This is a genomic window from Ideonella alba, from assembly GCF_018069875.1.
GTDB classification, from domain to species: Bacteria; Pseudomonadota; Gammaproteobacteria; order Burkholderiales; family Burkholderiaceae_C; genus Ideonella; species Ideonella alba.
Map to the genome: position 1 here is coordinate 92792 of NZ_JAGQDF010000004.1, position 26802 is coordinate 119593.

Annotated in this window: 28 protein-coding genes; 8 read left to right on the forward strand and 20 right to left on the reverse strand. The window is 71.8% G+C overall.

Annotation, left to right across the window (positions count from 1 at the left end):
- The first annotated feature begins 2 nt into the window (after positions 1 to 2).
- Positions 3 to 311: a hypothetical protein gene (locus tag KAK07_RS07825; protein WP_210860047.1), complete on the forward strand. Its 309-nt coding sequence runs from the start codon at positions 3 to 5 to the stop codon at positions 309 to 311.
- Here the strand turns inward: KAK07_RS07825 and KAK07_RS07830 are convergent.
- Genes KAK07_RS07830 through KAK07_RS07845 form a run of 4 tightly spaced genes read right to left on the reverse strand, consistent with a single transcriptional unit; the run spans position 304 to position 3295 of the window.
- A complete protein-coding gene (locus KAK07_RS07830; RefSeq protein ID WP_210860049.1) occupies positions 304 to 885 on the reverse strand; it encodes a cob(I)yrinic acid a,c-diamide adenosyltransferase in 582 nt (193 codons plus the stop codon). The two genes, KAK07_RS07825 and KAK07_RS07830, sit on opposite strands and share 8 nt — an antisense overlap.
- A gap of 36 nt (positions 886 to 921) precedes the next feature.
- Complete coding sequence (locus KAK07_RS07835; RefSeq protein WP_210860051.1) at positions 922 to 1149, reverse strand: DUF6587 family protein; 228 nt, start codon at positions 1147 to 1149, stop codon at positions 922 to 924.
- A 5-nt stretch (positions 1150 to 1154) separates the two neighbouring features.
- The gene (gene feoB, locus KAK07_RS07840; protein WP_310740711.1) at positions 1155 to 3047 is read right to left on the reverse strand and encodes a ferrous iron transporter B; all 1893 of its coding nucleotides are present in this window, start codon (positions 3045 to 3047) and stop codon (positions 1155 to 1157) included.
- Positions 3044 to 3295, reverse strand: coding sequence for a FeoA family protein (locus KAK07_RS07845; RefSeq protein WP_210860053.1), 252 nt, complete (start codon positions 3293 to 3295; stop codon positions 3044 to 3046). Before KAK07_RS07845 ends, feoB begins: the two co-directional genes overlap by 4 nt.
- A gap of 132 nt (positions 3296 to 3427) precedes the next feature.
- Between KAK07_RS07845 and KAK07_RS07850 the strand changes: the two genes are divergently transcribed.
- On the forward strand, positions 3428 to 3883 hold the full coding sequence (locus tag KAK07_RS07850; protein WP_210860062.1) for a MaoC family dehydratase: 456 nt from the start codon (positions 3428 to 3430) through the stop codon (positions 3881 to 3883).
- A gap of 18 nt (positions 3884 to 3901) precedes the next feature.
- On the opposite strand, the gene KAK07_RS07855 is transcribed toward KAK07_RS07850, so the two are convergent.
- From KAK07_RS07855 to trxC, 5 genes are all read right to left on the reverse strand, one after another.
- On the reverse strand, positions 3902 to 4855 hold the full coding sequence (locus KAK07_RS07855) for a class I SAM-dependent methyltransferase (RefSeq protein WP_210860064.1): 954 nt from the start codon (positions 4853 to 4855) through the stop codon (positions 3902 to 3904).
- 85 nt (positions 4856 to 4940) lie between these two features.
- On the reverse strand, positions 4941 to 5798 hold the full coding sequence (locus KAK07_RS07860) for a Rossmann-like and DUF2520 domain-containing protein (RefSeq protein WP_210860066.1): 858 nt from the start codon (positions 5796 to 5798) through the stop codon (positions 4941 to 4943).
- A 21-nt stretch (positions 5799 to 5819) separates the two neighbouring features.
- Complete coding sequence (locus tag KAK07_RS07865; RefSeq protein WP_210860068.1) at positions 5820 to 9398, reverse strand: response regulator; 3579 nt, start codon at positions 9396 to 9398, stop codon at positions 5820 to 5822.
- A gap of 112 nt (positions 9399 to 9510) precedes the next feature.
- Positions 9511 to 11478 carry an aminotransferase class I/II-fold pyridoxal phosphate-dependent enzyme gene (locus tag KAK07_RS07870; protein WP_210860070.1) on the reverse strand — a complete coding sequence of 656 codons (1968 nt, stop codon included), beginning with the start codon at positions 11476 to 11478 and terminating at the stop codon, positions 9511 to 9513.
- 63 nt (positions 11479 to 11541) lie between these two features.
- The gene (trxC, locus tag KAK07_RS07875) at positions 11542 to 11973 is read right to left on the reverse strand and encodes a thioredoxin TrxC (protein WP_210860072.1); all 432 of its coding nucleotides are present in this window, start codon (positions 11971 to 11973) and stop codon (positions 11542 to 11544) included.
- A 91-nt stretch (positions 11974 to 12064) separates the two neighbouring features.
- On the opposite strand from trxC, the gene KAK07_RS07880 reads away from it, so the two are divergent.
- Genes KAK07_RS07880 through KAK07_RS07900 form a run of 5 tightly spaced genes read left to right on the forward strand, consistent with a single transcriptional unit; the run spans position 12065 to position 15432 of the window.
- Entirely contained in the window at positions 12065 to 12598 is a 534-nt protein-coding gene (locus KAK07_RS07880; RefSeq protein ID WP_210860074.1) for a sigma-70 family RNA polymerase sigma factor, read from the forward strand.
- Positions 12599 to 12601: 3 nt separating this feature from the next.
- On the forward strand, positions 12602 to 13426 hold the full coding sequence (locus tag KAK07_RS07885; RefSeq protein ID WP_210860076.1) for an anti-sigma factor family protein: 825 nt from the start codon (positions 12602 to 12604) through the stop codon (positions 13424 to 13426).
- Positions 13413 to 14378, forward strand: coding sequence for a thiamine-phosphate kinase (gene thiL, locus KAK07_RS07890; RefSeq protein ID WP_210860078.1), 966 nt, complete (start codon positions 13413 to 13415; stop codon positions 14376 to 14378). Before KAK07_RS07885 ends, thiL begins: the two co-directional genes overlap by 14 nt.
- Positions 14375 to 14932, forward strand: coding sequence for a phosphatidylglycerophosphatase A family protein (locus KAK07_RS07895; protein ID WP_210860083.1), 558 nt, complete (start codon positions 14375 to 14377; stop codon positions 14930 to 14932). The genes thiL and KAK07_RS07895 overlap by 4 nt, the downstream gene beginning before the upstream one ends.
- On the forward strand, positions 14932 to 15432 hold the full coding sequence (locus KAK07_RS07900; RefSeq protein ID WP_210860084.1) for a CinA family protein: 501 nt from the start codon (positions 14932 to 14934) through the stop codon (positions 15430 to 15432). The genes KAK07_RS07895 and KAK07_RS07900 overlap by 1 nt, the downstream gene beginning before the upstream one ends.
- A gap of 31 nt (positions 15433 to 15463) precedes the next feature.
- Here KAK07_RS07900 and KAK07_RS25710 read toward each other — a convergent pair whose 3' ends face one another.
- The 8 genes from KAK07_RS25710 to KAK07_RS07940 all read right to left on the reverse strand — a co-directional run bounded on the left by KAK07_RS25710 (position 15464) and on the right by KAK07_RS07940 (position 24180).
- Positions 15464 to 17329 carry a putative bifunctional diguanylate cyclase/phosphodiesterase gene (locus tag KAK07_RS25710; protein WP_210860085.1) on the reverse strand — a complete coding sequence of 622 codons (1866 nt, stop codon included), beginning with the start codon at positions 17327 to 17329 and terminating at the stop codon, positions 15464 to 15466.
- A 91-nt stretch (positions 17330 to 17420) separates the two neighbouring features.
- Entirely contained in the window at positions 17421 to 18521 is a 1101-nt protein-coding gene (gene holA / locus KAK07_RS07910) for a DNA polymerase III subunit delta (protein WP_210860086.1), read from the reverse strand.
- Positions 18522 to 19013, reverse strand: coding sequence for an LPS-assembly lipoprotein LptE (locus KAK07_RS07915; RefSeq protein ID WP_210852693.1), 492 nt, complete (start codon positions 19011 to 19013; stop codon positions 18522 to 18524). It abuts the gene before it with no gap.
- Entirely contained in the window at positions 19013 to 21670 is a 2658-nt protein-coding gene (leuS, locus tag KAK07_RS07920; protein WP_210860094.1) for a leucine--tRNA ligase, read from the reverse strand. Before leuS ends, KAK07_RS07915 begins: the two co-directional genes overlap by 1 nt.
- Before the next feature lie 77 nt (positions 21671 to 21747).
- Positions 21748 to 22173 (reverse strand): ExbD/TolR family protein, encoded by a 426-nt coding sequence (locus tag KAK07_RS07925; RefSeq protein WP_210852696.1) that lies wholly within the window; start codon positions 22171 to 22173, stop codon positions 21748 to 21750.
- Positions 22170 to 22814, reverse strand: coding sequence for a MotA/TolQ/ExbB proton channel family protein (locus KAK07_RS07930; protein ID WP_210860095.1), 645 nt, complete (start codon positions 22812 to 22814; stop codon positions 22170 to 22172). The genes KAK07_RS07925 and KAK07_RS07930 overlap by 4 nt, the downstream gene beginning before the upstream one ends.
- A complete protein-coding gene (dapB, locus tag KAK07_RS07935) occupies positions 22814 to 23620 on the reverse strand; it encodes a 4-hydroxy-tetrahydrodipicolinate reductase (RefSeq protein WP_210860096.1) in 807 nt (268 codons plus the stop codon). Before dapB ends, KAK07_RS07930 begins: the two co-directional genes overlap by 1 nt.
- A complete protein-coding gene (locus KAK07_RS07940; RefSeq protein WP_210860097.1) occupies positions 23617 to 24180 on the reverse strand; it encodes an outer membrane protein assembly factor BamE in 564 nt (187 codons plus the stop codon). Before KAK07_RS07940 ends, dapB begins: the two co-directional genes overlap by 4 nt.
- A gap of 139 nt (positions 24181 to 24319) precedes the next feature.
- On the opposite strand from KAK07_RS07940, the gene fur reads away from it, so the two are divergent.
- Complete coding sequence (gene fur / locus KAK07_RS07945) at positions 24320 to 24790, forward strand: ferric iron uptake transcriptional regulator (protein WP_210852709.1); 471 nt, start codon at positions 24320 to 24322, stop codon at positions 24788 to 24790.
- On the opposite strand, the gene hprK is transcribed toward fur, so the two are convergent.
- The 3 genes from hprK to hpf form a co-directional block, all read right to left on the reverse strand.
- Positions 24744 to 25706, reverse strand: a complete 963-nt coding sequence (hprK, locus tag KAK07_RS07950) for an HPr(Ser) kinase/phosphatase (protein WP_210852712.1) — start codon at positions 25704 to 25706, stop codon at positions 24744 to 24746. The two genes, fur and hprK, sit on opposite strands and share 47 nt — an antisense overlap.
- Before the next feature lie 16 nt (positions 25707 to 25722).
- Positions 25723 to 26193 (reverse strand): PTS sugar transporter subunit IIA, encoded by a 471-nt coding sequence (locus tag KAK07_RS07955; RefSeq protein ID WP_210852714.1) that lies wholly within the window; start codon positions 26191 to 26193, stop codon positions 25723 to 25725.
- Positions 26194 to 26426: 233 nt separating this feature from the next.
- Entirely contained in the window at positions 26427 to 26768 is a 342-nt protein-coding gene (hpf, locus tag KAK07_RS07960) for a ribosome hibernation-promoting factor, HPF/YfiA family (RefSeq protein WP_210852716.1), read from the reverse strand.
- Between the last annotated feature and the right edge of the window lie 34 nt (positions 26769 to 26802).

The following is a 26802-nucleotide window of genomic DNA, read 5'->3' on the forward strand; positions in this document are numbered from 1 at the left end:
CCATGCGCCACGACCTGCTGATCCAGTTCGACGACCAGACCACGGTGGAGATCGCCGTCGACGCGGCCCAGTTGCCCGACGCCCTGGATGCGCGCCGCTGGCTGGACGAGGAATTCACCCGCCGCGAGTGCGAGCCGCTGCGCCCCAGCGGCAAGCTGCTGACCGCCGACAAGCTGCTGGTGCTGGCGCAGGAGATCGGCCCCGCCGGCTTTGCCGACGAGGCGCTGCGCCTGGCCTTTGCCCGCGCGGTGCTGGGTCAGTTGCAGCGCCCGGCGGTGACGATCAACCTGCAGACGATGAAGGTCAGCTGAGGTCGCCCTCGCGCTGCAGGCGCTCGCTGCGCCAGTAGACGTCGTCGCCGCCCAGGCCGTCGAGGTTGGCGCGGTTGAGCACCCGGGCCAGCACGAACAGCAGGTCCGACAGCCGGTTCAGGTACTGGCGCGGCGCTTCGTTGACCGGCTCGGCGGCGGCCAGCGCCACCACCGCGCGCTCGGCGCGGCGGGCAATGGTGCGGCCCACATGGGCCAGTGCGGCGCTGCGCGTGCCGGCCGGCAGGATGAACTCGGCCAGACGCGGCAGCGTGGCGTTGTAGTGCGCCAGCGCCTCGTCCAGGCGCAGCACGGCGTCGTCCTTGAGCAGCGTGAAGCCGGGGATCGACAGCTCGCCGCCCAGGTTGAACAGCTCGTGCTGGATCACCACCAGCAGCTCGCGTACGTCGGCCGGCAGCGGCTCGGCGAGCAGCACGCCGAGCTGGGAGTTGAGTTCATCGACATCGCCCATCGCGGCGATGCGCACGTGGGTTTTTGGCACCCGTTGCCCGTCGCCGAGCCCGGTGGTGCCGTCGTCGCCGGTGCGGGTGGCGATCTGGGTGAGACGGTTGGCCATGGCGGCGATGGTAGCCGCCCGGCCGGGGCCGCACGCTCAGCGGGGTCGGCGCACCACCTGGATCGGCGCCTCGCCGCAGTCGCCACAGCCGCTGCAGCCCGCGCCGCCACCGCCGGCCGCGCGCTGCACGGCGCGCCAGCGGCCCAGGCCGGGCCAGCCCAACAGGCGCCGCGCCAGCGCGCGGCGCCAGGCGGCGGGCATCAGCGACCAGCTGGCATAGACCACGCAGACAACCACGATGGCCCAGACGATCAGCGTTTGCATGGTGTTCAGCCTCCCCAGGCCAGCGCGACCCGGTACGTGACAAAGGCGGCCGCATAGCCCAGCGCGAACTGGTAGCCGGCCATGATCAGCGGGTAGCGCCAATGGTTGGTCTCACGGCGCACCGTGGCCAGCGTGGACAGGCACTGCGGAGCGAAGATGAACCAGGCAATCAGCGCATAGGCGGTGGCCGGCGACCACTGTGCGGCCAGCAGCGGGGTCAGCGCGTCGGCCACCGCGTCGCCATTGGCCGACAGCGCGTAGACCGTGCCCAGCGCGCCCACCACCACCTCGCGCGCCGCCAGGCCCGGGATCAGCGCGATGCAGATCTGCCAGTTGAAGCCGATCGGCGCGAACACCCACTCCAGCGCCCGCCCGATCTGGCCGGCCAGGCTGTAGGTGATGGGCGCGGCGCTGGCGCCCTCGGGCGGCGCCGGCCAGGTGGCCAGGAACCACAGCACCACGGTCAGCGCGAAGATGATCGTGCCCACGCGCAGCAGGAAGATGCGCGCGCGCTCCCACAGCCCGATCGCCAGCGTGCGCGGGCTGGGCCAGCGGTAGGGCGGCAGCTCCAGCATCAGCGGCTGGTAGCGGCTTTTCAGCCAGGTGCGCTTGAGCGCCCAGCCCACCGCCGCCGCCGAAGCCACGCCCGCCACGTACAGGCCGAACATCACCAGGCCGCGCAGGTCCAGAAAGCCCCCCGGGCCGACACCGCGCTCAGGCACGAAGGCGCCGATCAGCAGGGTGTAGACCGGCAGCCGCGCCGAGCAGGTCATCAGCGGCGCCAGCATGATGGTGGCCAGGCGGTCGCGCCAGTGGGTGATGCTGCGCGTGGCCATGATGCCGGGCACCGCGCAGGCGAAGCTGGAGAGCATCGGGATGAAAGCCCGGCCCGACAGGCCCACCTTGCCCATCAACGTGTCCAGCAGAAAGGCCGCCCGCGGCAGGTAGCCCGAGTCCTCCAGAGCCAGGATGAAGGCAAACAGGATCAGGATCTGCGGCAGGAAGACCAGCACGCCGCCGGCGCCGGCCAGCACGCCGTCGATCAGCAGGCTCTTCAGCGGCCCCGGGTCCATGCCGGCCTCGACCAGGCCAGCCAGCGCCGCCACGCCGTCCTCGATCAGGCCCTTGGGCGCCTCGGCCCAGGTGAACACCGCCTGGAACATCACGAACAGCAGCGCCGCCAGGATCAGCAGGCCCCAGACCGGGTGCATCAGCCAGGCGTCCAGGCGCGGATGGAAGCGCGTGGCCGGCGCGGCGCCGCTGGCCACCAGGGCCAGCAGGCGGCGCACCTCGGACTGCAGCGCGCGCGCGTCGGGGGTGTCGACGTGGTGACCGTCGACATGCTGGTGCACCGGCGGCAGGTCGCGCGCCAGTTCGGCCAGCAGCGCCTCGTGGCCGTGGCTGGCAACGGCCACGGTCTCGACCACCGGGCAGCCCAGTTCCTCGGCCAGGCGCTCGCGGTCCAGGCGCAGGCCCTGCTGGCGCGCGGTGTCCATCATGTTCAGCGCCACCAGCATCGGCCGGCCAAGGCGGCGCAGCTCCAGCACCAGGCGCAGGTTCATGCGCAGGTTGGTGGCGTCGACCACGGCGACGATCAGGTCGGGCGCCTCCTCGCCGGCGCGCCGGCCCTCGATCACCTCGAGCGTGACCTCCTCGTCGGCCGACACCGGGTGCAGGCTGTAGGTGCCTGGCAGGTCGACCACCTGCACCGTGCTGCCGTCGGGCAGCCGGGCAATGCCCACCTTGCGCTCCACCGTGACGCCGCTGTAGTTGGCCACCTTCTGGCGCGCGCCGGTCAGGCGGTTGAACAGCGCCGTCTTGCCGCAGTTCGGGTTGCCCACCAGTGCCACCGAGCGCGGCGGCCCGGCGTGCGCGCGCGACAGCAGCGCGGCGTTCACGCGCCCTCGGGCAGGCGCACCTGCACGCAGCGGGCCTCGACCTGGCGCAGCGCGATCAGCGTGTCGCCGATGCACACCGCAATCGGCTCACGGCCACCCGGCCCGCGACGCAGCGCCTGCACCGGCTCGCCCGGCAGGAAGCCCAGCTCGCCCAGGCGGCGCAGCTGGTGCTCATCCAGGTCAGCGGAGCGCTCCGCCAGGGCAGTCACGGTGGCATGGGCGCCGTCGGGCAGATCGGCCAGGTTCATGCGCCCGATTGTGCGCCCATCGAATGAGAATTGTTCGCATCACCAACAATGACAGTCGGGTAACCCAGGCGACAGCCGTGGCGGGGCGGCAACGCTATCGTCGGCGCCTCGACCCCCACTGGAGCCCGTCCGATGAGCCTGACCGTCCACGCCGCCGCCGACCTGCCGAACCTCGTGGGCCAGGTGCTGGGCACCAGCGACTGGATGCTGATCGACCAGGCCCGCATCGACGCCTTCGCCCACGCCACCGGCGACCTGCAGTGGATCCACATGGACCCGGCGCGCGCCGCCGCCGGCCCGTTCGGCACGACGATCGCGCACGGCTTTCTGACGCTGTCGCTGATCTCGGTGATGAGCGAGCAGGCCTTCCGCGTGGACGGCGTGCGCATGGGCCTGAACTACGGCCTGAACAAGGTGCGCTTTCCGTCGCCGGTGCCGGTGGGCAGCCGGCTGCGCGCGGTGTTCACCCTGGTGGCCTGCGAGCCGATCGACGGCGGCTGGCAGTTGCGCAACGAGGTCACGGTAGAGCGCGAAGGCGCGCCCAAGCCGGCCTGCGTGGCCGAGTCGCTGGCGCGCTACCTGCTCTGACGGGCCCGGCGGCCGGCGTCAGCAGCGCAGGCGCAGGAACAGGTTCACGCCTTCCGGCTCACGCTCCACCGTGATCGCCTCGTCGGCCACGCTGCAGGCCCGACCCAGCGTGTGCAGTTGCTCGGCGCTGCGGTGCGCCAGGTGCCAGTCCGTCCACACCTGGTAGGGGCGTGAGGGATTGGCATCGCCGAAGTTGCCCACCACCACCTCGCCGCCGCCCTCGCTGGCGTGCGCCAGCAGCCGGCTGACCAGGCGGACGAAGCCGCGGTCGTCGAAGTAGTCCAGCAGGCCGGCGCTCCAGACCAGGTCGAAGCGCTCGCGCAGCCGCAGGCGCAACGCGTTGCCGTGGATGAAGCGGGTGCGCTCCGGCCAGCGGTCGCACAGCGTGCGCGCATGGGCCAGGGCCCGCTCGTCGGCGTCGAGGCAGGTCAGATGCACCGGCAGCGCGGGGTCTTCCTCGAGCAGTTCGGCCACGTCGCGGCAGGGGCCGCAGGCCACGTCCAGCACCCGGATCGGCCCGCCCACCCGCGCCTGCACCGCGCGCACCAGCTGCTTGAAGTAGGCCTTGCGGTTGCGCACCGCCTTGACCGCGGGCTGCTCGTGGAAGAAGCGGTCCCAGGCCGCCAGCGCGGGATCGGGGCTGGTGGCGTGGCAGTAGATGTCGTCGATGATGCGGAAGTCGCCCGCGTAGCCCAGCGGCTTGAGCCAGGCGCGCCCCTGCATCGTGCCAGCCTGCATGGCCGCGCCGGCCGCCTGGCGCAGCCGCGCCAGCGCCGCGCCGCCCAGGCGGCCGTTGATGATCGCGTGGCCCACCTCGTCCAGCCAGGCGCGGGCCAGCGGGTACTGGGCCGGCTGCGGGCCGCCGGCTGCCACCAAAGCAGCCAGCTCGACCAGCCAGCGGCGCATCTCGGTGGTGTCGGCTTCGGCCGCCGGCTCGGCCAGGGTGGTGTCACCCCCATCCTCGAACTGCATCGATGCTCCCTCCTGGTGATGGCCAGGGTCCTGGGGCCCTGGCGATGGAAGGGGAGCTTAGGGACGCGTGCCGCGGTGCGAATCCTCAGTTCTGTCGAGGGCCGCCCGTGTGCCCGTCACGTGCCAAGCGACCGGCCAATTCGCTCAGCGCCGCATAGGCCTGGCCCAGCACCGGGTCGTGCGCGGCCAGCGCGGCGCCCTGCTCGGCCAGCACCCGCGTGTCGCCCCGCGCCGCCGGGCCGGTGAGCGCGCCGCGCGGGCCCAGCGCCTGCAGGTTGGCTGCGGCGCGCTGCAGGAAGCCGGCGGCCAGGGCCTCGGCCCGCTCGGCGGGCAGCCCGACGTCGCGCCACAGCCCGGCCGCCACCGCCTGCAGCACCGGCGCGAAGTTGGACGCGAACACCGCGGCCGCGTGGTACAGCGGCTTGTCGGCCGCGGCCAGGTCCACGCACTGGCCGCCAATCGCCCGGAAGGCGTCGCGTGCGCGTTCGACCGCGGCGGCGTCGCCCTCCAGTGCGCACAGCGTGCCGGGGAACTGGGCGCAGGCCTGGTCGACATCGGCAAAGCTCAGCGCCGGGTGGGTGCTGGCCACCGACCAGCCGGCGGCCTGCAGCGGCGCGGCTTCAGACGCAGGCAGAAAACCGCTGGCGTGCCAGGCAATGGCGGGTGTGGTGCCCGCCGCGGCCAGCGCCGCAGCCACGGACGCGATCTGGGAGTCGGGCACGGCCAGCAGCCAGAGCTCGGCCGGCGGCAGGGCCGCCAGCCGATCCACCGCCCGGCCCGCGCCGATCACCGCCACCGCCTGCGCGGCGCTCTCAGGCTGGCGCGCCAGCACGGCCTGCACCTGCACCACGCCCGCGCGCTGCCACAGCCGCGCCAGCGTGCGGCCGACGCGGCCGGCACCCACCAGGTTGAGTAGGGGCGGGGAGGCGAGCGCGACCGTCATGCGGCGAGCTTACCGCGGCAGCTAGCCCTCTCGCAGTGCATGCCCCAGCGCCCGCGCCTCGTCGGCCGCGGCGCGTCGATCGCCACGCGACACGGCCGCACGCAGGCCGCTCAGCGACTGCTCAGGCAGCTGACTGGCCAGCTCCGCCATCGCGGCCTGCGGGTCGCCCTGCGATTCCAGCGACCGCACCAGGCGACGCAGCGCGGCCACGACCTGCGGCGTGGCGGCAGCCGAGGACGGGGTGAGCGCTTCGCGGTACCGCTCCCAGCCGGCGAGCGTGGCCTCCATCGTGGCCGCGAACGACGCCAGCGCCGACTCGACCGGCCGCCCGGCCACCAGTTGCTCCTCGACGGCCTGGGCCTGGACCACCAGCGCCGGCAGACACACGGCCGACGCCGCGCCGCGGAACTTGTGCATCGCCCGCCCCAGCGTGAGCAGTGGCAGTTCGCGCGCCTCGGCCGGGAAGCCGGCATATTCGCCGAAGAAGCGGTCGAGGTAGCGGTGGTAGATCGTTGGATCGCCCCAGATGCGTTGCCCGGCGGCAAAGTCGATCAAGCCGTCGGTGGCCGGGTCTGGGAGCGCCGCTGCGGCCGGTGCCTCATCGGGCACCGGACGATGCTCGTCAATCAGGCGACGGATAACCGCCACCGTGTGGTCGATGTTGAACGGCTTGGTCACCACCGCGCTGACGCCGGCGGCCAGCGCCGCTTCGCGATCACTGGCGAACGCGCCGGCGGTCAGTGCCAGCACGGGCAACGCCGCACAGCCGGGAATCTGCCGGATCATGCCGGTGGCGGTGAGGCCGTCCATCACCGGCATCTGGATGTCCATCAGCACCAGATCGGCCCGGCTCGGGTTCTGCTGCATCCACCGCACTGCCTGCTCGCCGTCGGCGGCTTCCTCCACCACCGCGCCCTCGGCTTCCAGGATGCGGCGCGCCAGTTCGCGGTTGATGTCGCTGTCGTCGACCAGCAGCACGCGCGTGCCGGCCAGGCGCTGGGCCCCGTCCGCCGAGTGGCGTGGGAGGTCGACCAGCCCCCGCTCGCGCATGGCCCGCGCGACCGCGTCGTAGAGCGCTGATGCCGTCACCGGCTTGGCCAGCACACTGTCAACGAAGACAGCGTCCGGATGGCCCGACAGCTGTTCCCGCGAATGGGCCGTGACCATGATGACCACCGGGCGGTGCTGCTGGGGCTCGCCTTCCTTCAGCGCGCGGGCCACCGCCAGGCCGTCGCGCATGGGCATCTGCCAATCCAGCACCAGCACGTCGGGCGGCTGCTCTGCCGTGGTGACGGCCGCCAGGGCGGCCTCGCCATCGCCCACCGCCTGGCAGCGCCAGCCCAGTTGCTCACTGGTGCGCTGCAGGGCATCGAGTGCGATCGCGTTGTCATCGGCCAGCAGCACCTGCAGCGACCCCAGCAGGCGGCGCGGCGCCACGTCGGGTTCATCGTCGCGGCGCAGGCGGGCGGTGAACCAGAACTCGCTGCCGCGGCCCTCGACGCTCTCGGCACCGATCTCGCCGCCCATCAGCGTGACCAGTTCGCGGCAGATCGCCAGTCCCAGGCCGGTGCCGCCGAAGCGCCGCGTGGTGCTGGCATCGACCTGGGTGAACGGCGCGAAGATCTGCGCCAGCTTGTCCGACGGAATCCCGATGCCGCTGTCCTGCACCACGAAGCGCAGCAGCAGTTCGCCGTCCTGGTCCGAGACCAGCCGCACGGCCACCTGCACATAGCCATTGGCAGTGAACTTGATCGCGTTGCCCACCAGGTTGGCCAGCACCTGCTCCAGCCGGGTCGGGTCGCCCACCACGCGGCGCAGCGCCGGGGGCAGCGGCGCGATCACCAGTTCCACCGGCTTGTCGCCCACTGAGGCCCCCATCATCGTGGCCAGGCGGTCCAGCACGCCCTGCAGGTCAAAGGGGGTGGCCTCCAGTTCCAGCCGCCCCTGCTCGATCTTCGAGAAGTCCAGCACGTCGTTCAGGATGCGCAGCAGCGACCGGCCGGACTCGCCGATCTTGGCCACCATCGAGCGCACGGTCGGGTCGGTCGACTGGCGCTCGGCCAGGTAGGCCAAGCCCAGCACCGCGTTCATCGGCGTGCGGATCTCGTGGCTCATGTTGGCCAGGAAGGCCGACTTGGCCTGCGCCGCCTGCTGCGCCGACTCCAGCGCATGGAACAGCTCCCGCGTGCGCTCGGCCACCTGCTGCTCCAGCGTGGCATTGAGCTGGCGGATACGCAGCTCGGTCTCCTTCTGCAGCGTGATGTCGCGCACCGTCTTCGAGGCACCGACGATGTGCCCGCGCTCATCGCGGATCGGCGACACCGCGATCGAGACATTGAGCAGCCGGCCGTCACGGGTGCGCCGCACGGTGTCGAAGTGACTGACCCGCTCGCCGCTGGCGATGCGCCCGAGGATGCGCACCTCTTCGTCCAGCAGTTCGGGGGGGATGATCAGTTCGGCCAGCGGTCGACCCAGCGCCTGCTCGCGCGTGTAGCCGAACATCAGCTCGGCGGCACGGTTCCAGCTGGTCACCACGCCATCGCCCCGCTTGCCGATGATGGCGTCGATCGAGTTCTCGACGATCGCCGCGAGCTGGGCATGGTCCTCGTGCGCCTGGCGCAGGCGCAGGCTGCTGCGCAGGTAGTAGGCCAGGCCACCCAGCAACAGCACTTGCAGCAGGAAGGCCGCCACCCCGACCTGGACCGCCGAGGTCTCGCGCAGCCCCACGATGAAGGCGGGTGTGGTCTGCAGGCCGATGCGCCAGCGGCGGCCATACAGGTCCAGGCTGCGTGTGGTGGCCGGCAGATCGGTGGCCAGGGCCTCGAAGCCGGCCGAGAGGAAGCCGCGTTGCGGCGACGCCGCGCCGTCCGTGATGTCGTCGATGACCAGGGCGAAGGTATTGCCCTCGTAGTCGTAGCCGGCCATCACCTCGCTGAGCAGCAGCGGCGCGTAGACCCAGCCCGCGGCCCGGTCCAGCGCCCCGCGCGGATCGAACACCGGCAGCAGCATCAGCAGGCCGCCATCGAGCTGACGATCCTGCTGAACCAGGGTGATCGGCCCCGTCAGGATGGCCTGGCCGCGCCGTTCGGCCTCCTCGGCTGCCCTGCGGCGTCGCGGCTCGGACGCAATGTCCAGGCCGGCGGCCACGCGGTTCGCGGCTTCGGGCTCGATGTGCTCGATGACGAAGAGATCGCCGTCATGGGGCTCGAACTGCCGGATGCTGAAGTCGGGCCGCCCGTCTCGGCGCTGGGCATTGACAAAGTCGGTCTGGCGCGACGGGTCGATGCGCCGGATGAAGCCGAAACCATGGGCCCCGGGAAACTCGCGCGGCAGATCGCGGGTGGCAATGTAGGACTGGAACCGGTAGCGCGTCAGGTCATCGAGTCCGATCACCACCACCGCACCCCGGGCGCCTCGCAGGCCGTACTCGTAGGTGCGGACCCTCGACTCCACACGCGCGACGGCCCGATCGGCCAGTCGATCCAGACGTTGCTCGCGCTGCTCGGCGTTGTGCCGGTGCACCAGGGTGCCGGCCCCGGCGGCAATCAGGCCGGCCAGCAGCAGGGCCAACGACCAGCCGACTGTCGTGCGACGTTCCATGACACCTCCGCGCACGTCTCTCATGCGCATCACGAGCGTGAAGGTTTCGAGTCTAGTCACGCGGGCCCGCCGGAGCCAGCCGGCGGTAACGGCCCCGGAACGTGCAGGGCCTTTAGGAGGCGCGATCGAGCGGCGGCAGCGCTGCCTGCTCGGCCGGGGTCAGCACGCGCAGATGCCATTCGCCGTCCTGCGTGGCCAGGCCGTGCAGGTCGATGCTGCGCTGGGTCTGCAGCAGGCGCACCAGGTAGGCCACCACCGCGGGCTCGATCACCTGGCCCGGCACCAGCACCGGGATGCCCGGCGGGTAGGGCACGATCTGGTCGCAGCAGACACGACCCGACAGCGCGGCATTGGGCTGGCCCGATTCGTCGAGCAGCGGCAGGCGCTCGCCGGCCTCGTAGAAGGCGTCGCGCGGCAGGCAGGCCAGCGCGCTGAAGCGCGGCGCCTCGGGCATGCGGGCGTAGGTCAGCGGCGTGCGGCGCTCCTTGGTCAGGCGCAGCATGGCGTCGAACAGGCGCGAGACCTTGGAGCGCGTGGTGCCGATGGTCAGCAGCAGCGTCAGCGTGTTGTGGGTGTTCTTCTCGACCTGGATGTTGAAGCGGCCGATCAGCTCGTCGCGCAGCGCGTCGGCGCTCCAGCCGCTGGCGCTGATGTCGATGGTGAGCTTGGTCGGGTCCAGGCGGATGCCGTCGCCCTTCAGCTCTTCGGGCAGCAGCTCCTCGAGCGACAGCACGCGGAAGGCGCCGGTGGCGTTGATCTTCTCGCGCAGCTCGCGCGCGAAGGCCAGCGAGCGATCCAGCAGCCGGTAGCCCTCCATCACCGCCTGCTTGCGCGCCACGTCCAGGCTGGCGATCAGCGTGTACTGCGGGCTGGTGCTGGCGTGCATGTTGAAGTTCTCACGGAACAGGTGCTCGTCAAAGCCCGGGTCGTTCACGTGGATCATGCTGGCCTGCGAGAAGGCCGACAGCACCTTGTGCGTGCTCTGCGTGGCGTAGTCGGCGCCGCACTCTAGCGCGGTGGGGCGCAGCTCAGGGTGGAAGCGCGCGTGGCCGTACCAAGCCTCGTCGACGATGACCTTGATGCCCGCGGCGTGTGCCATCTCGATGATGGGGCGCAGGTCGTAGCGCAGGCCGTCGTAGGTGCAGCTGGTGAGGATCAGCACCTGGGCATCCGGGTGCTCGGCAATGGCACGCGCGATCGTGGCCTTGGGCACCGGGCCGAACAGGCCGAAGTGGCGGTTCACCGCCGAGTCCAGGTACACCGGCCGCGCCCCCGACAGGATCACGCCGTGGTGCACGCTCTTGTGGCAGTTGCGGTCCAGCAGCAGCTTGTCGCCGGGTGTCAGCAGGCTCTGGAAGATGACCTTGTTGGAGGTGCTGGTGCCGTTGGTGGCGAAGTAGGTGGCGCGCGCGCCGAAGGCCTTGGCCGCCAGCCGCTGCGCCTGCGCGATCACGCCGGTGGGGTGCAGCAGCGAGTCCAGCGCGGGCACGCTGCAGGAGAGGTCGGCGCGCAGCATCTCCTCGCCGACGAAGCCGTGGAAATCGCCCACCCAGGGGCTGCCCTTGAAGGCGTCGCCGCCGGCGTGGCCGGGCGTGTGCCAGCTGTCCTTGGCCTGCGCCACATAGTCGCGCAGCGCGTCGTAGAACGGGGTGTCGGCCTTCTCGGCCACTTCGGCGGCCAGGATGCGCAGCCAGCCGACCGGGTCGTCCTCGCCGCGGAAGAAATAGCCGTCCACCGCGTCGCTGGCGAGTTGCTCGACCAGCAGCTTGTCGGCGTCGTCCTCCAGCACCATGTAGAGCGACAACTCGGGGCGGGCGTCGATCAGGCGCTGCGCCAGCAGCACCGCGGCCGGGCCCTGGCCGCTGCCGGCGGGGCCGTGGTCGACCAGCACCACCTGCACGTCGGCGCCGTGCTGAGTGGACAGGGCGGCTTCCAGCGCGCTGGTGTCGCAGGCACAGGGCACGGCCAGCAGGCCATGGGGGTTGTCGCGTTGGGCGGCGGCCTGGTTCAGGCCGTCACACACCGGCTGGCGCCAGGCCGGGTCGGCACTGACGACCAGCACATGGGTGACCGGTTTCATCGGAAAGCACTCCTGGTGGGAGTGCCGAGTGTAGGCGCCCGGCCGCCGAATATTCGGCGGCGATCAGCCCGCGAAAGCGACGATCTGTGCGGCGGGCAGCGCCCCGGACTGGCGCGCCAGCTCCTGACCGCGCTGCAGCTTGATCAGCGTGGGGATGCTGCGGATGCCCAGCGCACCGGCGGTGCGCGGGTGGGCGTCGGAATCGAGCTTGGCGAACAGCGCCCGGCCCTTCATCTGCACCGCGGCGGCCGCGAACTGCGGCGCCATCATCCGGCAGGGCCCGCACCACGCGGCCCAGACGTCGACGATCACCGGCAGGTCGGTGCCGTTCACCACCTGGGCGAAGTTGGCGTCGGTCAGCTCCACCGGCTCGCCCGGCAGCAGCGCATGGCCGCAGCGGCCGCAGCTGGGGTCCTCACCCAGGCGCTGGGCCGGGACGCGGTTGGTGGCGCCGCAGTGGGTGCAGACGATGTGGGGAGCGTTCGAAGAGTCCATGTCCAGCATCATGGGTACCGGCGACGGTATTTCAAGAGACCGGGCTGCGGGCCGTGGGAATATTCGGGCGCCGCGCGACGTCTACCGTGTGATGCACGCCCCCGAGCCCTTCCGCCGCCAGCTGCTGGACGCCCTCCCGCGGCTGCGGCGCTATGCCCGCACCCTGGTGCACGACGCCGCCGGCGTCGACGACCTGGTGCAAGGCACGATCGAGCGGGCGCTGAGCCACTGGCACCAGTTCGACCAGCGGCGTGACCTGCTGGTCTGGCTGCTGTCGATCGCCCACAACGCCCACCACGACACCCTGCGCCGCGAGCGCCGCACCCAGGGCCTGCCGCCGGACGAGCTGGCCCACCTGCAGGACGCCCAGGCCCACCACGGCCCGCGTGACCCGGGGCTGCGCATCGACCTGCTGGCGGCCTTTGCCCAGCTGGCGCCGCTGCACCGCGAGGTGCTGCTGCTGGTGGGCGTCGAGCAGTTGAGTTACGCCGAGTGCGCCGAGGTGCTGCAGGTGCCCGCCGGCACAGTGATGTCGCGCCTGTCGCGCGCCCGTGCCGCGCTGCGCCAGGCGCTGGACGGCGCGCCGCCCGCGCGGCCGCCGGTGCCGCTCAAACGTGTGGTCTGAGCCATGAACGCCTCCACCCCTTCCCCCTCCGACGCCCGCCTGCAGGCCTGGCTGGATGGCGAGCTGCCGCCGCCCGAGCGCAAGGCCGTCGAAACCTGGCTGCAGGCCCACCCTGAAGAAGCCGCCCGCGTGCGTCTGTGGGCCGCCGACCGTGACGCGCTGCGCCAGCGCCTGGACGCCGAGCTGGCCGAGCCGCTGCCCGAGGCCTGGGTGCAGCGCCTGCAGGCCGCGCCTGCCAACGACGGCGCCTGGCGTCGTCCCGCGCTGGCCGCCGCGCTGGCCCTGGCCACTGGTCTGGCCGGCTTTGCCGCGGGGCGCTGGAGCGGTGGCGGCACCGCGCTGGCCACGGCCACCCCCTGGGTGCAGCGCGCCGCCGCCGCCCACGCGGTCTACGTGCCCGAGAAGCGCCACCCGGTGGAGGTGTCGGTGCGCGGTGACGATGGCCAGGCCATCGCCGCCCAGGAACAGCACCTGGCCGCCTGGCTGACCAAGCGCCTGTCGGTGCCGGTCAAGCTGTTCGACCTGCAGGCCCGCGGCTACCAGCTGGTGGGCGGCCGCCTGCTGCCGGATGGCGGCGCGCCCGGCGCCCAGCTGATGTACGAGCGCGCCGATGGCGGCCGGGTGACGGTCTATCTGCGCAAGCCCGAGGCGGGCACGCCCGCCGCCTTCCAGTACCGCGAGCAGGACGGCCTGGGCCAGTTCTACTGGGTGGAGGGCGGCGCCGGTTACGCGCTGACCGGCGCCCTGCCCAAGGCCGAGCTGCTGGCGCTGGCCGAGGCGATCTACCAGCAGGGCGTGGGCGACAATGCCGCCCATGGCCCTCGGTGAATTCGCGCTGATCGACCGCTTCTTCCGCCGCCCGGTGCAGCGCGCCGCGCTGGGCGTGGGCGACGACTGCGCGCTGCTGCGCGTGCGTCCCGGCCTGCAACTGGCGGTGTCCACCGACCTGCTGGTCGAGGGCCGGCATTTCCTGTCCACGGTCGACCCGGCGCGGCTGGGCCACAAGGCGCTGGCGGTCAACCTCAGCGACCTGGCCGCCAGCGGCGCCGAGCCGCTGGCCTTCACCCTCAGCCTGGCGCTGCCGCGCGCCGACGAGGCCTTCCTGGCCCCCTTCGCCCAGGGCCTGCTGGCCTTGGCCGATGAACACGGCATCGAACTGGTCGGCGGCGACACCACCGCCGGACCGCTGACGATCGGCATCACCGTCTTCGGCGAGGTGCCCCCCGGCGAGGCGCTGCTGCGCAGCGGCGCGCGGCCGGGCGATGCGCTGTGGGTCAGCGGCGCGCTGGGCGATGCGCGGCTGGCGCTGGAGGCCTTCCGCGGCACCGTGGCGCTGGCCGGCGAGGGCTTTGAGCAGGCCCGCCGGGCGATGGAAACACCCATGCCACGCGTGGCCCTGGGCCGCGCCCTGCGCGGCGTGGCCAGCGCGGCGATCGACCTGTCCGACGGCCTGCTGGGCGACCTGGGCCATGTGCTGGCGCTCTCCGGCGTGGGCGCCGAGCTGGACGAGGCCGCGCTGCCGCGCAGCCCCCTGCTGGCCGCCCAGCCCGCGGCGCTGCAGCGCACCTGCCTGCTGGCTGGCGGCGACGACTACGAGCTGCTGTTTGCCGCGCCCGAATCCCACGCCCAGGGCGTGCGCGCCGCCGGCGCCGCCGCCGGTGTGGCGGTCACCCGGATTGGCCGCGTCACCGCCGAGCCCGGCCTGGTCGTGCGCGATGGCCAGGGCGCCGCGCTGGACCTGCGCGGCTGGCGCGGCTTCGACCATTTCGCCGCGCCATGAGCACCGCCCCCGAGGTCAGCGACGCGCAGATCGTCGGTGCCCCGCGGCGGGCCGACTGGCGACTGCTGCTGTCCTCACCGTTGCACTTCCTTTCGCTGGGCGCGGGCAGCGGTCTGGCGCCGATGGCCCCGGGCACGGTGGGCACGCTGTGGGCCTGGGTGGCCTTCCATCTGCTGGAAGGCCGGCTGGACGATGGCCAATGGGCCGCGCTGCTGCTGGCCGGTTTCGTCGTCGGCTGGTGGGCCTGCACCCGCACCGCGCAGGCCATGCGCACCGCCGACCCCGGCGCGGTGGTCTGGGACGAATGGCTGGCGATCTGGCTGGTGTTGTGGGTGGTCACGCCGGCCGGCTGGTGGACCCAGCTGGTGGCCTTCGCGCTGTTCCGCCTGTTCGACGCCGCCAAGCCCGGCCCGGTGGGCTGGGCGGATCGGCTCTTCAAGGCCAGGCCCGGCGAGGCGCCCGGCTGGCGCCAGGGCTTCGGCATCCTGTTCGACGACCTGGTGGCGGCCTTCTGCACACTGATCGTCATGGCCCTGTGGCGGGCCGGTACCTGATGCGGCTGATCGATGACCCCCAGGCACTGGCGCCGCTGCTGGAGCAGGTGGCGCAGGGCCTGCGCGCCCGCGGCCAGCGGCTGACCACCGCCGAGAGCTGCACCGGCGGCCTGATCGCCGCCAGCTGCACCGTGCTGGCGGGCTCGTCGGACTGGTTCGAGCGCGGCTTCGTCACCTACAGCAATGCCGCCAAGCACGAGCTGCTGGGCGTGCCTGCGGCACTGATCGAGCGCCACGGCGCGGTGAGCGAGCCGGTGGCGCGCGCGATGGCCGAGGGCGCGCTGCAGCACAGCGACGCCGACTGGTCGCTGGCGGTGACCGGCATTGCCGGGCCGGGCGGCGGCTCAGCGACCAAGCCGGTGGGCACGGTGTGGCTGGCGCTGGGACGGCGCGGCGGCGACACCCGGGCCGAGTGCCAGGTCTTCGAAGGGGACCGGACCGCGGTGCGCAGCGCCACCGTGGTGCGCGCGCTGACGATGCTGGTGGACGCGCTGGGCTGACGCTCGCTGCGGACCGGCCGCGCGCCGGTGCTCAGCGCAGGCCGAGCTGGCGGTTGGGCTGCAATGCGTCCAGCGGCGACAGCATGGCGTCGTTGGCGCCCTCGAGCGGCCAGGGCTCCAGGTCGGGCTCGGCGTGCGGCAGCGGCCAGGCCGGCTCGGGCAGCGCCGGCTGCGGCCGGGCGAACAGGTAGCCCTGCTGCAGCGGGCAGCCCAGGTCGGCCAGCATGTCGCGCTGGGCCTCGGTCTCGACGCCCTCGGCGATCACGGTGATGCCCAGGCTGCGCGCCAGACCGACGATGCCCGACACCAGCGCGCGCGCCGCCACATCCTGCGGCAGACGCTGCACGAAGCCCGCATCCAGCTTGACCATGGCCGGCTGCAGCTCGCCCAGCCGGGCCAGCGAGATCGGGCCCGAGCCGAAATCGTCGATCACCAGCGGCACGCCCAGGCTGCGCAGCGCGCGCAGGCGCTGGGCGGTGTCCTCGGCGTCGCCCATCAGCGTGCCCTCGGTCAGCTCGACAGCCAGCTCGCCGCGGTGGATGCCGTGGCGGGTCAGCGCCTGGCCCAGTTCCTCGGCCCAGGCGGCGTGGCGGAATTCGGGGGCCGACACATTGATCGAGACTTTGCCCGGCTTCAGACCCATGCGCTTCCAGGCGGCCAGCTGGGCACAGGCCTGGTCCAGCGTGCGCAGCTCCAGCCGGTGCAGCGCGCCGGTTTCCTCGGCGCGGTGGATGATGCGCGAGGGCGGCAGCAGGCCTTCGCTGGGGTGCTGCCAGCGGATCAGGGCCTCGGCGCCGACGGCCTGGCCGGTTTCGGTGTCGATGACCGGCTGGAAGAACAGCTGCAGCTCGTCGTCGTCGAAGGCGCGCAGCATCTCGCCGTCGGCACCGATCGGTCGCTCGCCCGGCGAGAGCTGGGGCTGGAACAGCGCGAAGCGGCCCCGGCCCAGCATCTTGGCCTGGTACATCGCCTGGTCGGCGTGGTCGAGCAGCTGGTCGAAATCGTCGCCGTCGGCCGGGAAGCGGGCCACGCCCACGCTGGCCGAGACCTCGCCCTGAATGCGGCCACCGTCCAGGGGCACCGGCTGCTCCACCGCGTGGATCACCCGCAGCGTGGTGTGCGCCAGGTGCTGCGGGTCGCTGGCGTCCTGCAGCAGCGCGACGAACTCGTCGCCGGCCAAGCGGCCGATCAGATCGGCACGGCGCAGCGTGTCCTGCAGGCGCCGGGCGATGGTCTGCAGCAGCTCATCCCCGGCCGGGTGGCCGTGGCGGTCGTTGACTTCCTTGAAGTGGTCCAGGTCGATGAACAGCACCGCCATGGGGCGGTTCTGGCGCCGCGCCTGGGCAGCCGCGCGGTCGAACATTTCGCGCAGCATCCGGCGGTTGGGCAGGCCGGTGAGGGCGTCGTACATCGCCATGCGGTGCATCTCGCGGTGACGCTCCTCCAGCTCGCCCAGCAGCCCGGCCATGCGGCCCTGGGCCTGCTGCAGCAGCCGGGTGATCTGGTCGAGCTCGCTGCCCAGCGGGCGCCAGCCGGGGCGGCAGACCTGCACGCCCTCGCCGCGCATGTCGGCCAGGCCGATCGCGGCGGCCCGCAGGCGCATCAGCGGGCGCAGCACGCCCAGCATCCAGACCGCGGTCAGCACCAGCAGCACCGCACCCACCTGCCAGGCCAGCACCGGCAGCAGCTCCAGCGAGGCCGCCGGTCGCGGCGCCAGCCAGCTCAGCACCACCACCGGCAGCAGCAGCGCCGCCACCAGCGCAACCATCAGCAGCAGGCGCAGCGACACCGCGCCGCGGGCGGCGACGGACGCCACGGCCGGCCGGGCCGCCGCAGGCGAGCGGTGGACGGACCGGTTCAGCAGGCGCTTCGGCTGACGTCGTTCGGGGTGGGGCATGGGGGAGGGATCGGGTCGCCGGACGCGAACAACCGGACGACCCCATTCTGTCGTCGCCCCTGGCCGATGCAAGGGCCAGGGGTATCCCGCTTTAGGGGGTGGACAGATGCAGCGCCAGGCGGCCGGGTGACGCGCCCTGGCGCCCGCCACGGGCCGAAATCTCCAATGCCGACAAGGCCAAACGGCGCAAGGCGTCCCAGGGATCGGTGGGCCAGCCGGGGTGGCGCAGGCCCTTGACCAGGCCGTCACACTGGCTGGCGGCGGTCACCAGGGCGGCCAGCGAGTCACGCCCGAGTAACGGCAGCAGGCGCTCGAACTGCCGCTCGCGCTCGCCCCAGACCCGCGCCTCGCGCAGCGCCACCGGCATCGGCTTGCCACTGTCGAGCGCGGTGCGTGCCCGCTGCAGCGCGCGCAGTTCCTCGGCCAGGGTCCAGTGCACCAGCACCGGCGCCTCGCCCTCGGCCTTCAGGGTGTCGAGCATGCGCAGCGCCCGGCCCACCTGGCCGCCCAGTACCGCGGCGACGAACTGGCGCGCGTCGTAGCGTGCCACGTCCAGCACCGCGGCCTCGATCTGCGCCAAGCCCAGCTCGCCCGGCGGGTGCAGCAGGGCCAGCTTCTGCAGTTCCTGGTGGGCCGCCAGCAGGTTGCCCTCGACCCGGTCGGCGAAGAAGGCCAGCGCGCGCTCGCCCTCCTCGCCCGGCGGCACCGGCTGGCCCTGGGCGGCCAGGCGGCGGCCGATCCAGGCCGGCAGCTGGTGACGCTCGATCGGGTCGACGCGCACGGTGGCACCGGCGCCGTCCAGCGCCGAGAACCAGGCGCTGGACTGCTGCTGCTTATCCAGCCGCGGCAGGTGCACCAGGGTCAGCACGCCCTCGCCCAGTTGCTCGCAGTACTGCTGCAGCGCGCCGCCACCGTCCTTGCCCGGCTTGCCGGACGGGATGCGGATCTCGATCAGCTGGCGATCAGCGAACAGGCCCATCGACTGCGCCGCCCCCAGCACGCTGCTCCAGTCGAAGTGGGCGCCGCTGACGACGAAGACCTGGCGGTCGGCATAGCCCTCCTCGCGCGCCCGGGCGCGCAGCAGGTCGGCCGCTTCCTGGGCCAGCAGCGGCTCGTCGCCGTGGATCGTGTAGATCGGCTTGAGGCCCTGGCGCTGCAGCGCGGTGGCCAGCTGGTCGGCGCGGATCTGCATTCAGCGCCCGGTCTGGCCCAGCGCCGCCAGGCGCCGCACCACCTGGCGGGCGATGTCGGCGCGCATCTCGCGCAGCAGCTCGGCCTCCTCGACCTCCTTGCCCAGCGCGGCGGTCTCGGAATAGCTGAGGTCGCGCATCTGCTCAAGCTCGGTCACGCCGCTCAGGGCCTCGCCGTCCGGCCGCGCGAAGTGAAAGCGCAGCCGCACCCGAAGGCGGAACTCGCGCACCTGCCCCACCGCGGTGGACGCCACGACGGTGCGGTGCAGCACGTCCTCGTCGGCCACCACCTGCACCTGGGCCTGCGCAGCGGCTTCGACGATGCGCACCCGGGCCGGCAGCTCACGGCGCAGCGCCTCGGCCATCGGCGAGCGCGGTTTGAAGCCCGCCAGCGCGATGCGCTCGTACGGCACCTCGGTGGGCTGGCGCAGCGCAAAGCCGCAGCCGGCCAGCAGGCTGGCGCCCAGCAGGACCAGGCCGGCGCGGCGCTGCATCAGACGACGATGTTGACCAGACGGCCCGGCACGACGACGACCTTCTTCGCCGGCTTGCCTTCGCTGAATTTGGCGAACTCGGGGCTGGCCAGCGCCGCGGCCTCGATGGCCGCCTTGTCGGCGTCAGCCGGTACCTTCACCGCACCGCGCATCTTGCCGGCGATCTGCAGCACCAGCTCGATCTCGTCCTGCACCAGCGCGGTCTCGTCGACCTGCGGCCAGGGGGCATCGAGCAGATCGCCCAGGCGCGCCGCGTAGCCCAGCTCCACCCACAGCGCGTGGGTGATGTGCGGGCAGGCGGGGTAGAGCGCGCGCAGCAGCACCGACAGGCCTTCGCGCAGCACCGCCGCGTCGCCCTCGGAGCCGTCGCTCTTGTAGGCTTCCAGCGCATTGAGCAGCTTCATCGCCCCGGAGACGACGGTGTTGTACTGCATGCGCTCGTAGTCGTAGCTGACCTGCTTGAGCACCAGGTGCACCTCGCGGCGCAGCGCCTTCGCATCGGCGCGCAACCCGGCGCCGCCATCGGCCGCGGCCTTCAGCGCCTCGGCGTTCTTCGCGCCGAAGGCCCAGACGCGCTTGAGGAAGCGGTGCGCGCCCTCGACACCGGCGTCGTTCCACTCCAGCGTCTGCTCGGGCGGGCTGGCGAACATCACGAACAGGCGCGCGGTGTCGGCGCCATAGCGGTCGATCAGCTCCTGCGGGTCGACGCCGTTGTTCTTCGACTTGGACATCGTGCCGATGCCGCCGTAGTCCACCGGCGAGCCGTCGGCCTTGAGCCTGGCGCCCACCACCGCCTTGCCGCTGGCGTCGAAGACGTTCTCCACCTCGTGCGGCCAGAAGTACTCGATGCCGCCCTGTTCGGTGCGGCGGCTGTAGATGTGGTTGAGCACCATGCCCTGGGTCAGCAGGCGCTTGAAGGGCTCGGCCACGGTGACCAGGCCGATGTCGCGCATCACCTTGGTCCAGAAGCGCGCGTACAGCAGGTGCAGGATCGCGTGCTCGATGCCGCCGATGTACTGGTCCATGCCCCCATTGGCCATCCAGTACTGCGTGCCGCCGGCCACCATCGCGTCGGCGTTGGTGGGGTCGCAGTAGCGCATGTAGTACCAGGACGAATCGATGAAGGTGTCCATCGTGTCCGTCTCGCGCCGCGCCGGTTTCCCGCAGCAAGGGCAGGCGACGTTCAGGAAGCCCTCGCACTTGTTCAGCGGGTTGCCGCTGCCGTCGGGGATCAGGTCCTCGGGCAGCACCACCGGCAGGTCTTTCTCGGGCACCGGCACGGCGCCACAGGATTCGCAGTGGATGATGGGGATCGGCGTGCCCCAGTAGCGCTGGCGGCTGATGCCCCAGTCGCGCAGGCGCCAGGTGGTCTTCTTCTCGCCCAGGCCCTTCGCGGCCAGCAGCTCGGCGACCCGGTCGACGGCCGCCTTGTGCGACAGGCCGTCGAGCTCGCCGGAATTGACGCACACCGCGCGCTGCTTGTCACCGTACCAGTCGGCCCAGGCGGCGGCGCTGAAGGTCTCGCCGTCGGCGGCGATCACCTGGCGGATCTCGATGCCGTACTTCAGCGCAAAGGCAAAGTCGCGCTCATCGTGCGCCGGCACACCCATCACCGCACCGTCGCCGTAGCTCATCAGCACATAGTTGCCCACCCAGACCGGCACCTCGGCGCCGGTCAGCGGGTGGGTGACCGTCAGTCCGGTGGGCACGCCCTTCTTTTCCTGCGTGGCGAGTTCGGCCTCGGTGGTGCCACCTTGTGCGCACTCGGCGATGAAGGTGGCCACGGCCGGGTTGCCGGCGGCGGCATGCGCCGCCAGCGGGTGCTCGGGCGCCACCGCGCAGAAGGTGACGCCCATGATGGTGTCGGCGCGGGTGGTGAACACGTAGAGCCGGCCATCCTGGATCAGCGCGCCGTCGACGCCGCGGATCTGGTGCGGGAACGCGAAGCGCACGCCGGCGCTCTTGCCGATCCAGTTCTCCTGCATCAGGCGCACGCGCTCGGGCCAGCCCGACAGGTAGTTCGGGTCCTCGGGGTTGGCCACCGCCGACAGCAGCTCTTCGGCGTACTGCACGATGTTCAGGTAGTAGCCGGGGATTTCGCGCTTCTCGACCAGCGCGCCGGAGCGCCAGCCGCGGCCGTCGATGACCTGCTCGTTGGCCAGCACGGTCTGGTCCACCGGGTCCCAGTTGACGACCTGGGTGCGGCGCACCGCAATGCCCTTCTCCAGCATCTTCAGGAACAGCCACTGGTTCCACTTGTAGTAGGCCGGATCACAGGTGGCCACCTCGCGCGACCAGTCGATTGCCAGGCCCATGGCCTGCATCTGGCCCTTCATGTGGGCGATGTTGGAATAGGTCCAGGCGGCCGGCGGCACCTTGTTCTTCATCGCCGCGTTCTCGGCCGGCAGGCCAAAGGCGTCCCAGCCCATGGGCATCAGCACGTTCATGCCCTTCATCCGCAGCTGGCGGGCGAGCATGTCGTTGATGGTGTAGTTGCGCACATGCCCCATGTGCAGCTTGCCGCTGGGATACGGCAGCATGGAGCAGGCATAGAACTTGGCCTTGGAAGCGTCCTCGGTGACGCGATAGGCATCGGCCGCGTTCCAGTGGGCCTGGGCGGCGCGCTCGACCTCTGCGGGGGCGTACTTGTCGTTCATCCCCGGATTGTAGGAGGCGCCGTCGCCCCCGGGCTCAGCTCTCGGGCTCAGCACCGGGGCACGCCGCCAGGCCACGCCTACTTCGGCGCCGGCTTGGGCTGGGCGACGAAGGCGATGTGGCTCAGACCGGCGGTCTGCAGCACGCCCAGCACCTCGGCCACCTGGCCGTAGGGCACGCGGGCGTCGGCGCGCAGCTGCACCTCGGTGCGGGGATGCTCGCGGGCGGTGCGCTCGGCGCGCTGGGCCAGCGCAGCAAGGTCACTGCGCTCCTCGGCGATGAACAGCCGGCCCTCGGCGTCGAGGGCCACGATCAGCGTCTGCGGTGCGTCGCTGGGCGTGGCGCCCTCGGTGGCCGGCAGGTCCAGGCGCAGGCTGCTGGCCATCAGCGGCGCGGTGACCATGAAGATCACCAGCAGCACCAGCATGACGTCGATCAGCGGCGTCATGTTGATGTCGCTCATCGGCGCGGGCGCCGAGGTGCGCTCGAGCCGGCCGAAGCTCATGACGCCAAGGCCAGCCCGCGCAGGTCATGCGCGAAGCCTTCGAGTTCGGCCTCGCAGGCGCCGACCCACTTGCCGAACAGGTTGTAGGCCAGCACCGCGGGAATCGCCACCGCCAGGCCAGCGGCGGTCATCACCAGGGCCTCGCCGACCGGGCCGGCGATGCGCTCGATGCTGATCGCGCCGCCGGTGCCCAGGCCCAGCAGCGCGTGGTAGATGCCCCAGACGGTGCCAAAGAGGCCGATGAAGGGCGCGGTGGAACCCACCGAGGCGAGAAAGACCTGGCCGGTCTGCAGGTGGGCCAGCGCGCGGTGCAGTGCGTCGCGCAGCCGGCGCGTCAGCTGGTCGCCCGGCTGGGCGCGGTCCTGCAGCGTGCCGGCCGGCGCGCTGGCGGCGGCAGCGTCGATCAGCGGGCGCAGCAGGCCCTCAGGGTCGAGCGCGGCGGCGCGCGCACTCGCCTGGGCCAGGTCCGGCGCCTCCCAGAAGGCAGCGATGCCCTCGACCAGGCCACGGCGGGCGCGGCGCAGCACCCAGACCTTCCAGAGGATGACCACCCAGGCGCCGATGGACATCAGCAGCAGCAGCGCCGCCACCGTCCGCCCGATGGCGTCGCTCTGCGCCCAGAAACCGGCCAGGCCGTCCATCAGAGACCCAGCACCTCGTTCATGCCGAACAGGCCGCTGGCGTGGGCGCGCAGGAAGCGCGCCGCGCGCAGGCTGCCCTGGGCATAGCCGACGCGGCTGGAGGACTTGTGGCTGATCTCGATGCGCTCGCCGATGCCGGCGAACAGCACGGTGTGGTCGCCGACGATGTCGCCACCGCGCACCGTGGCAAAGCCGATGGTGGACGGGTCGCGCGCGCCGGTGTGGCCCTCGCGGCCGTAGACCGCGCAGTCCTTCAGGTCGCGGCCCAGCGCCGCGGCCACCACCTCGCCCATCGCCAGCGCGGTGCCGCTGGGGGCGTCGACCTTGTGGCGGTGGTGGGCCTCGATGACCTCGATGTCGTAGCCCTGGTTCAGCGCGCGCGCGGCCATGTCCAGCAGGCGCATCACGACGTTGACGCCGACGCTCATGTTGGGCGCCATCACCACCGCGGTGTGCTGCGCGCCAGCGACGATCTCGGCCTTCTGCGATTCCGTGAAGCCGGTGGTGCCGATCACCAGCTTCACACCCAGGCGGCGGCAGACGGCCAGGTGGGCCAGCGTGCCTTCGGGGCGGGTGAAGTCGATCAGCACCTCAGCGTCGGCCAGGCCCTGGTCCAGGTCGGCCGTGATCAGCACGCCACTGGTCTGGCCCAGCCAGGCGGCAGCATCGTGGCCCAGCGCCGGGCTGCCGGGCATGTCCAGCGCGCCGGCCAGCACGCAGTCGTCGGCGGCCTGCACCGCCTCGATCAGCATGCGGCCCATGCGGCCGGAGGCGCCGGCCACCGCCACCCGCAGCGGCGCGGTCATTGCGGCTCCAGCGGCGGGTAGCTGCGCACCGCGCCCTGCGGCGCGAAGACGGACGACGCGGCCGCGCGCGGCGCCGGCGGCGGCAGGGCCGCGCGCTCGTCGTCGTTCAGGGCCAGCTTGCGGTTGCCTTCGGAGGGCGGCGCCTTGGACATGGCGGCGACGAATTCGTACTCGCTGGGCATGTCGGCGCCTTCGACCTTGCTGACCCGCTCGCCCTCGAACCAGACCACCAGGTTGCGGCGCTGCGGCTCGACGCCCTGGCGGCGGATCATGAAGACGTAGTCCCAGCGGTCCGCATGGAAGGGGTCGGCCAGCAGCGGCGCGCCCAGCAGCTGGCGGACCTGGTCGCGGCTCAGGCCCGGCTTCAGGTTCTGGGCCTGTTCACGCGTGACGACGTTGCCCTGCAGGATGTCGGCGCGGTAGGGCGTCAGCAGACCGGCCACGGCGTGCATGGACTGGTCGACGACGGCGCAGCCGCTGCTCGCCAGCGTGGCCGTCAGCACGAGCGCCAGGACGGGAAGGCGGCGGGCGGCGGCGCGGGGAAGGTGGGTGATCGGCATGCGGCAGGACGGAGCAGGCGACGCGTGTCGCAGGGTTTCGCAGGGCCGCCGCTGCGCGGTGGCCGCCGAGATGGCTATGATCGGGTGATTCTAGCGGTGCGCCCCCGACCGGGGTGCGCACCCGGCTCCACACCCTGCCATGACGCACGCCGACGAACTCAAGAGCAGCGGCCTGAAGGCCACGCTGCCGCGCATCCGCATCCTCGAAGTCTTCCAGACCTCGACGCTGCGGCACATGACGGCCGAGGACGTCTTCAAGGCCCTGCTGGCCGAAGGGTCCGACATCGGCCTGGCCACGGTCTACCGGGTGCTGATGCAGTTCGAGCAGGCGGGCATCCTGGCGCGCAGCCATTTCGAGTCGGGCAAGTCGGTGTTCGAGCTCAACGAGGGCCAGCACCACGACCATCTGGTGTGCATGACCTGCGGCCGGGTGGAGGAGTTCTTCGACCCCGAGATCGAGGCGCGTCAGCGCGACATCGCCGCGCGCAACGGCTTCCAGTTGCAGGAGCACGCGCTGTCGCTGTACGCCGTGTGCACCCGCGAACACTGCGAGCACCGCCCGGTCAAGAATCCCGGTTCTGCTCCATTGCCGCCTGGTGGCGGGCAATGAACTCCTGGTAGGTGTCGATCCCGCGCAGCTGCAGGATGGTGTTGCGCACCGCCGCCTCCACCAGCACCGCCAGGTTGCGGCCGGCGTCCACCGCGATCACCACCTTGCGCACCGGCACGCCCAGCACCTCTTCATAGAGGGGTTCGTAGGGCAGGCGCTCGAACTCGCGGTCCATGGTTTCCTTGCGGACCAGGTGGACGATCAGCTTGACGCGCATCTTGCGGCGCACCGCGGTCTCGCCGAAGATGGCCTTGATGTCGAGCAGGCCGATGCCGCGCACTTCCAGCAGGTTCAGCAGCAGCTCGGGGCAGCGGCCTTCCAGGGTGTTCTGCGCCACGCGGTAGATGTCGACGGCGTCATCGGCCACCAGGCCGTGGCCGCGCGAGATCAGCTCCAGGCCCAGTTCGCTCTTGCCCAGGCCCGATTCACCGGTCAGCAGCACACCCACGCCCAGGATGTCCATGAAGACCCCGTGGCGCGTGGTGCGCTCGGCCATCAGCTGGCTCAGGTAGGCGCGCACCACGTCGATCACGTGGCCGGCGGAATGCTGGGTGGTGAACAGCGGGATCTCGGCGCGGTCGCACATCGCGACCAGGCGGTCGGGGGCGCGCTCGCCGTCGGCGACGATGATCACCGGCGGCTCCAGCGTGACGATGCGCTGGATGCGGCGCTCCTGCACCTCGGGCGCCGCCGCCGATTCAGACAGGTAGGCCACCTCACGGCGGCCGACCAGCTGCACCCGGTAGGGGTGGATGTAGTTCAGGTAGCCGACCAGGTCGGCGGCCGAGCGCGCATCGCGCACCGCGGCTTCATCGAAGCGGCGCTCCGGGTGGGCGTGGCCGGCGATCCACTCCCATTTCAGCGCCGGCTGGTGCTCCTCGAAGAGCGCCTCGGCGCTGATGGAGATCGGCTTCACGCGGAGCGCTGCCGGGTCAGGCGACCGACTTCAGCGGCTCCCAGCCGGCGATCAGGCGGTGCACCTCGGCCGGGTCGGCCTCGGCCTTGAGCTTCTCGCGCAGGTCGCGGTCGGACAGCAGCTCGGCGATCTCGGAGAGGATCTCCAGGTGACGCTGCGTGGCCGCCTCGGGGACCAGCAGGAAGATCAGCAGGCTGACCGGCTCGTCGTCGGGGGCGTCGAAGGCGATCGGCTGCTGCACGCGCAGCACCGCCGCCAGCGGATTCTTCAGGCCCTTGATGCGGCCATGCGGCACCGCCACGCCATGACCCAGGCCGGTGGAGCCCAGGCGTTCGCGGGCGAACAGGTTGTCGGTCACCGTGGCGCGGGCGATCGCGTGCTGGTTCTCGAACAGCAGGCCCGCGTGCTCGAACACGCGCTTCTTGCTGGTGGCGTCCACACCCACGGCCACATTGGCAACGGGCAGGATGGCGGCGAGGCGGTTCATGGCGGCGGGTGTCGGAGGCGTTCGTGGGCACCGGACGCATGCGCCGGTGGGCGGACAAAAGGCTGCGGATTATAAGAATCGACGCTTCATGATGGGAACTTGAACGGCCCCTCGGCGCGCTGGGTTGACCCGGTGATGCTGCGTTGCAGCAACATCCTGCCGATATTCGCCGGAAAAGACAAGGCGGCCCGCAGGCCGCCTTCCTTGTTCAGCCACTCAGGCCGTGGCAGGTGTCACGGCGCCGGCACTTCCTGGCGCTTGGGCGAGGCGTGGTGGTGGTCCTGGATGCGGTCCTTGTGGCGACCCACCTGGCGGTCGAGCTTGTCCATCAGCTGGTCGATCGCGGCGTAGAGGTCCTCGTGCGACTGCTCGACGAAGATGTCCCTGCCCTTGACGTGGAGAGTGACCTCGGCCTTCTGGCGTCGTTCCTTCTCCTTGTTCTTCTCGACCGTGAGCAACACGCTCACATCCACCACCTGGTCGAAATGCCGCGTGACGCGCTCTAGCTTAGTGAGCACATACTCACGCAGCGCAGGGGTCACTTCAAGGTGATGGCCGCTGATCGTCAGATTCATCGGGGCGTCCTTTCTCGGGAGGTTGCGCTTCGCA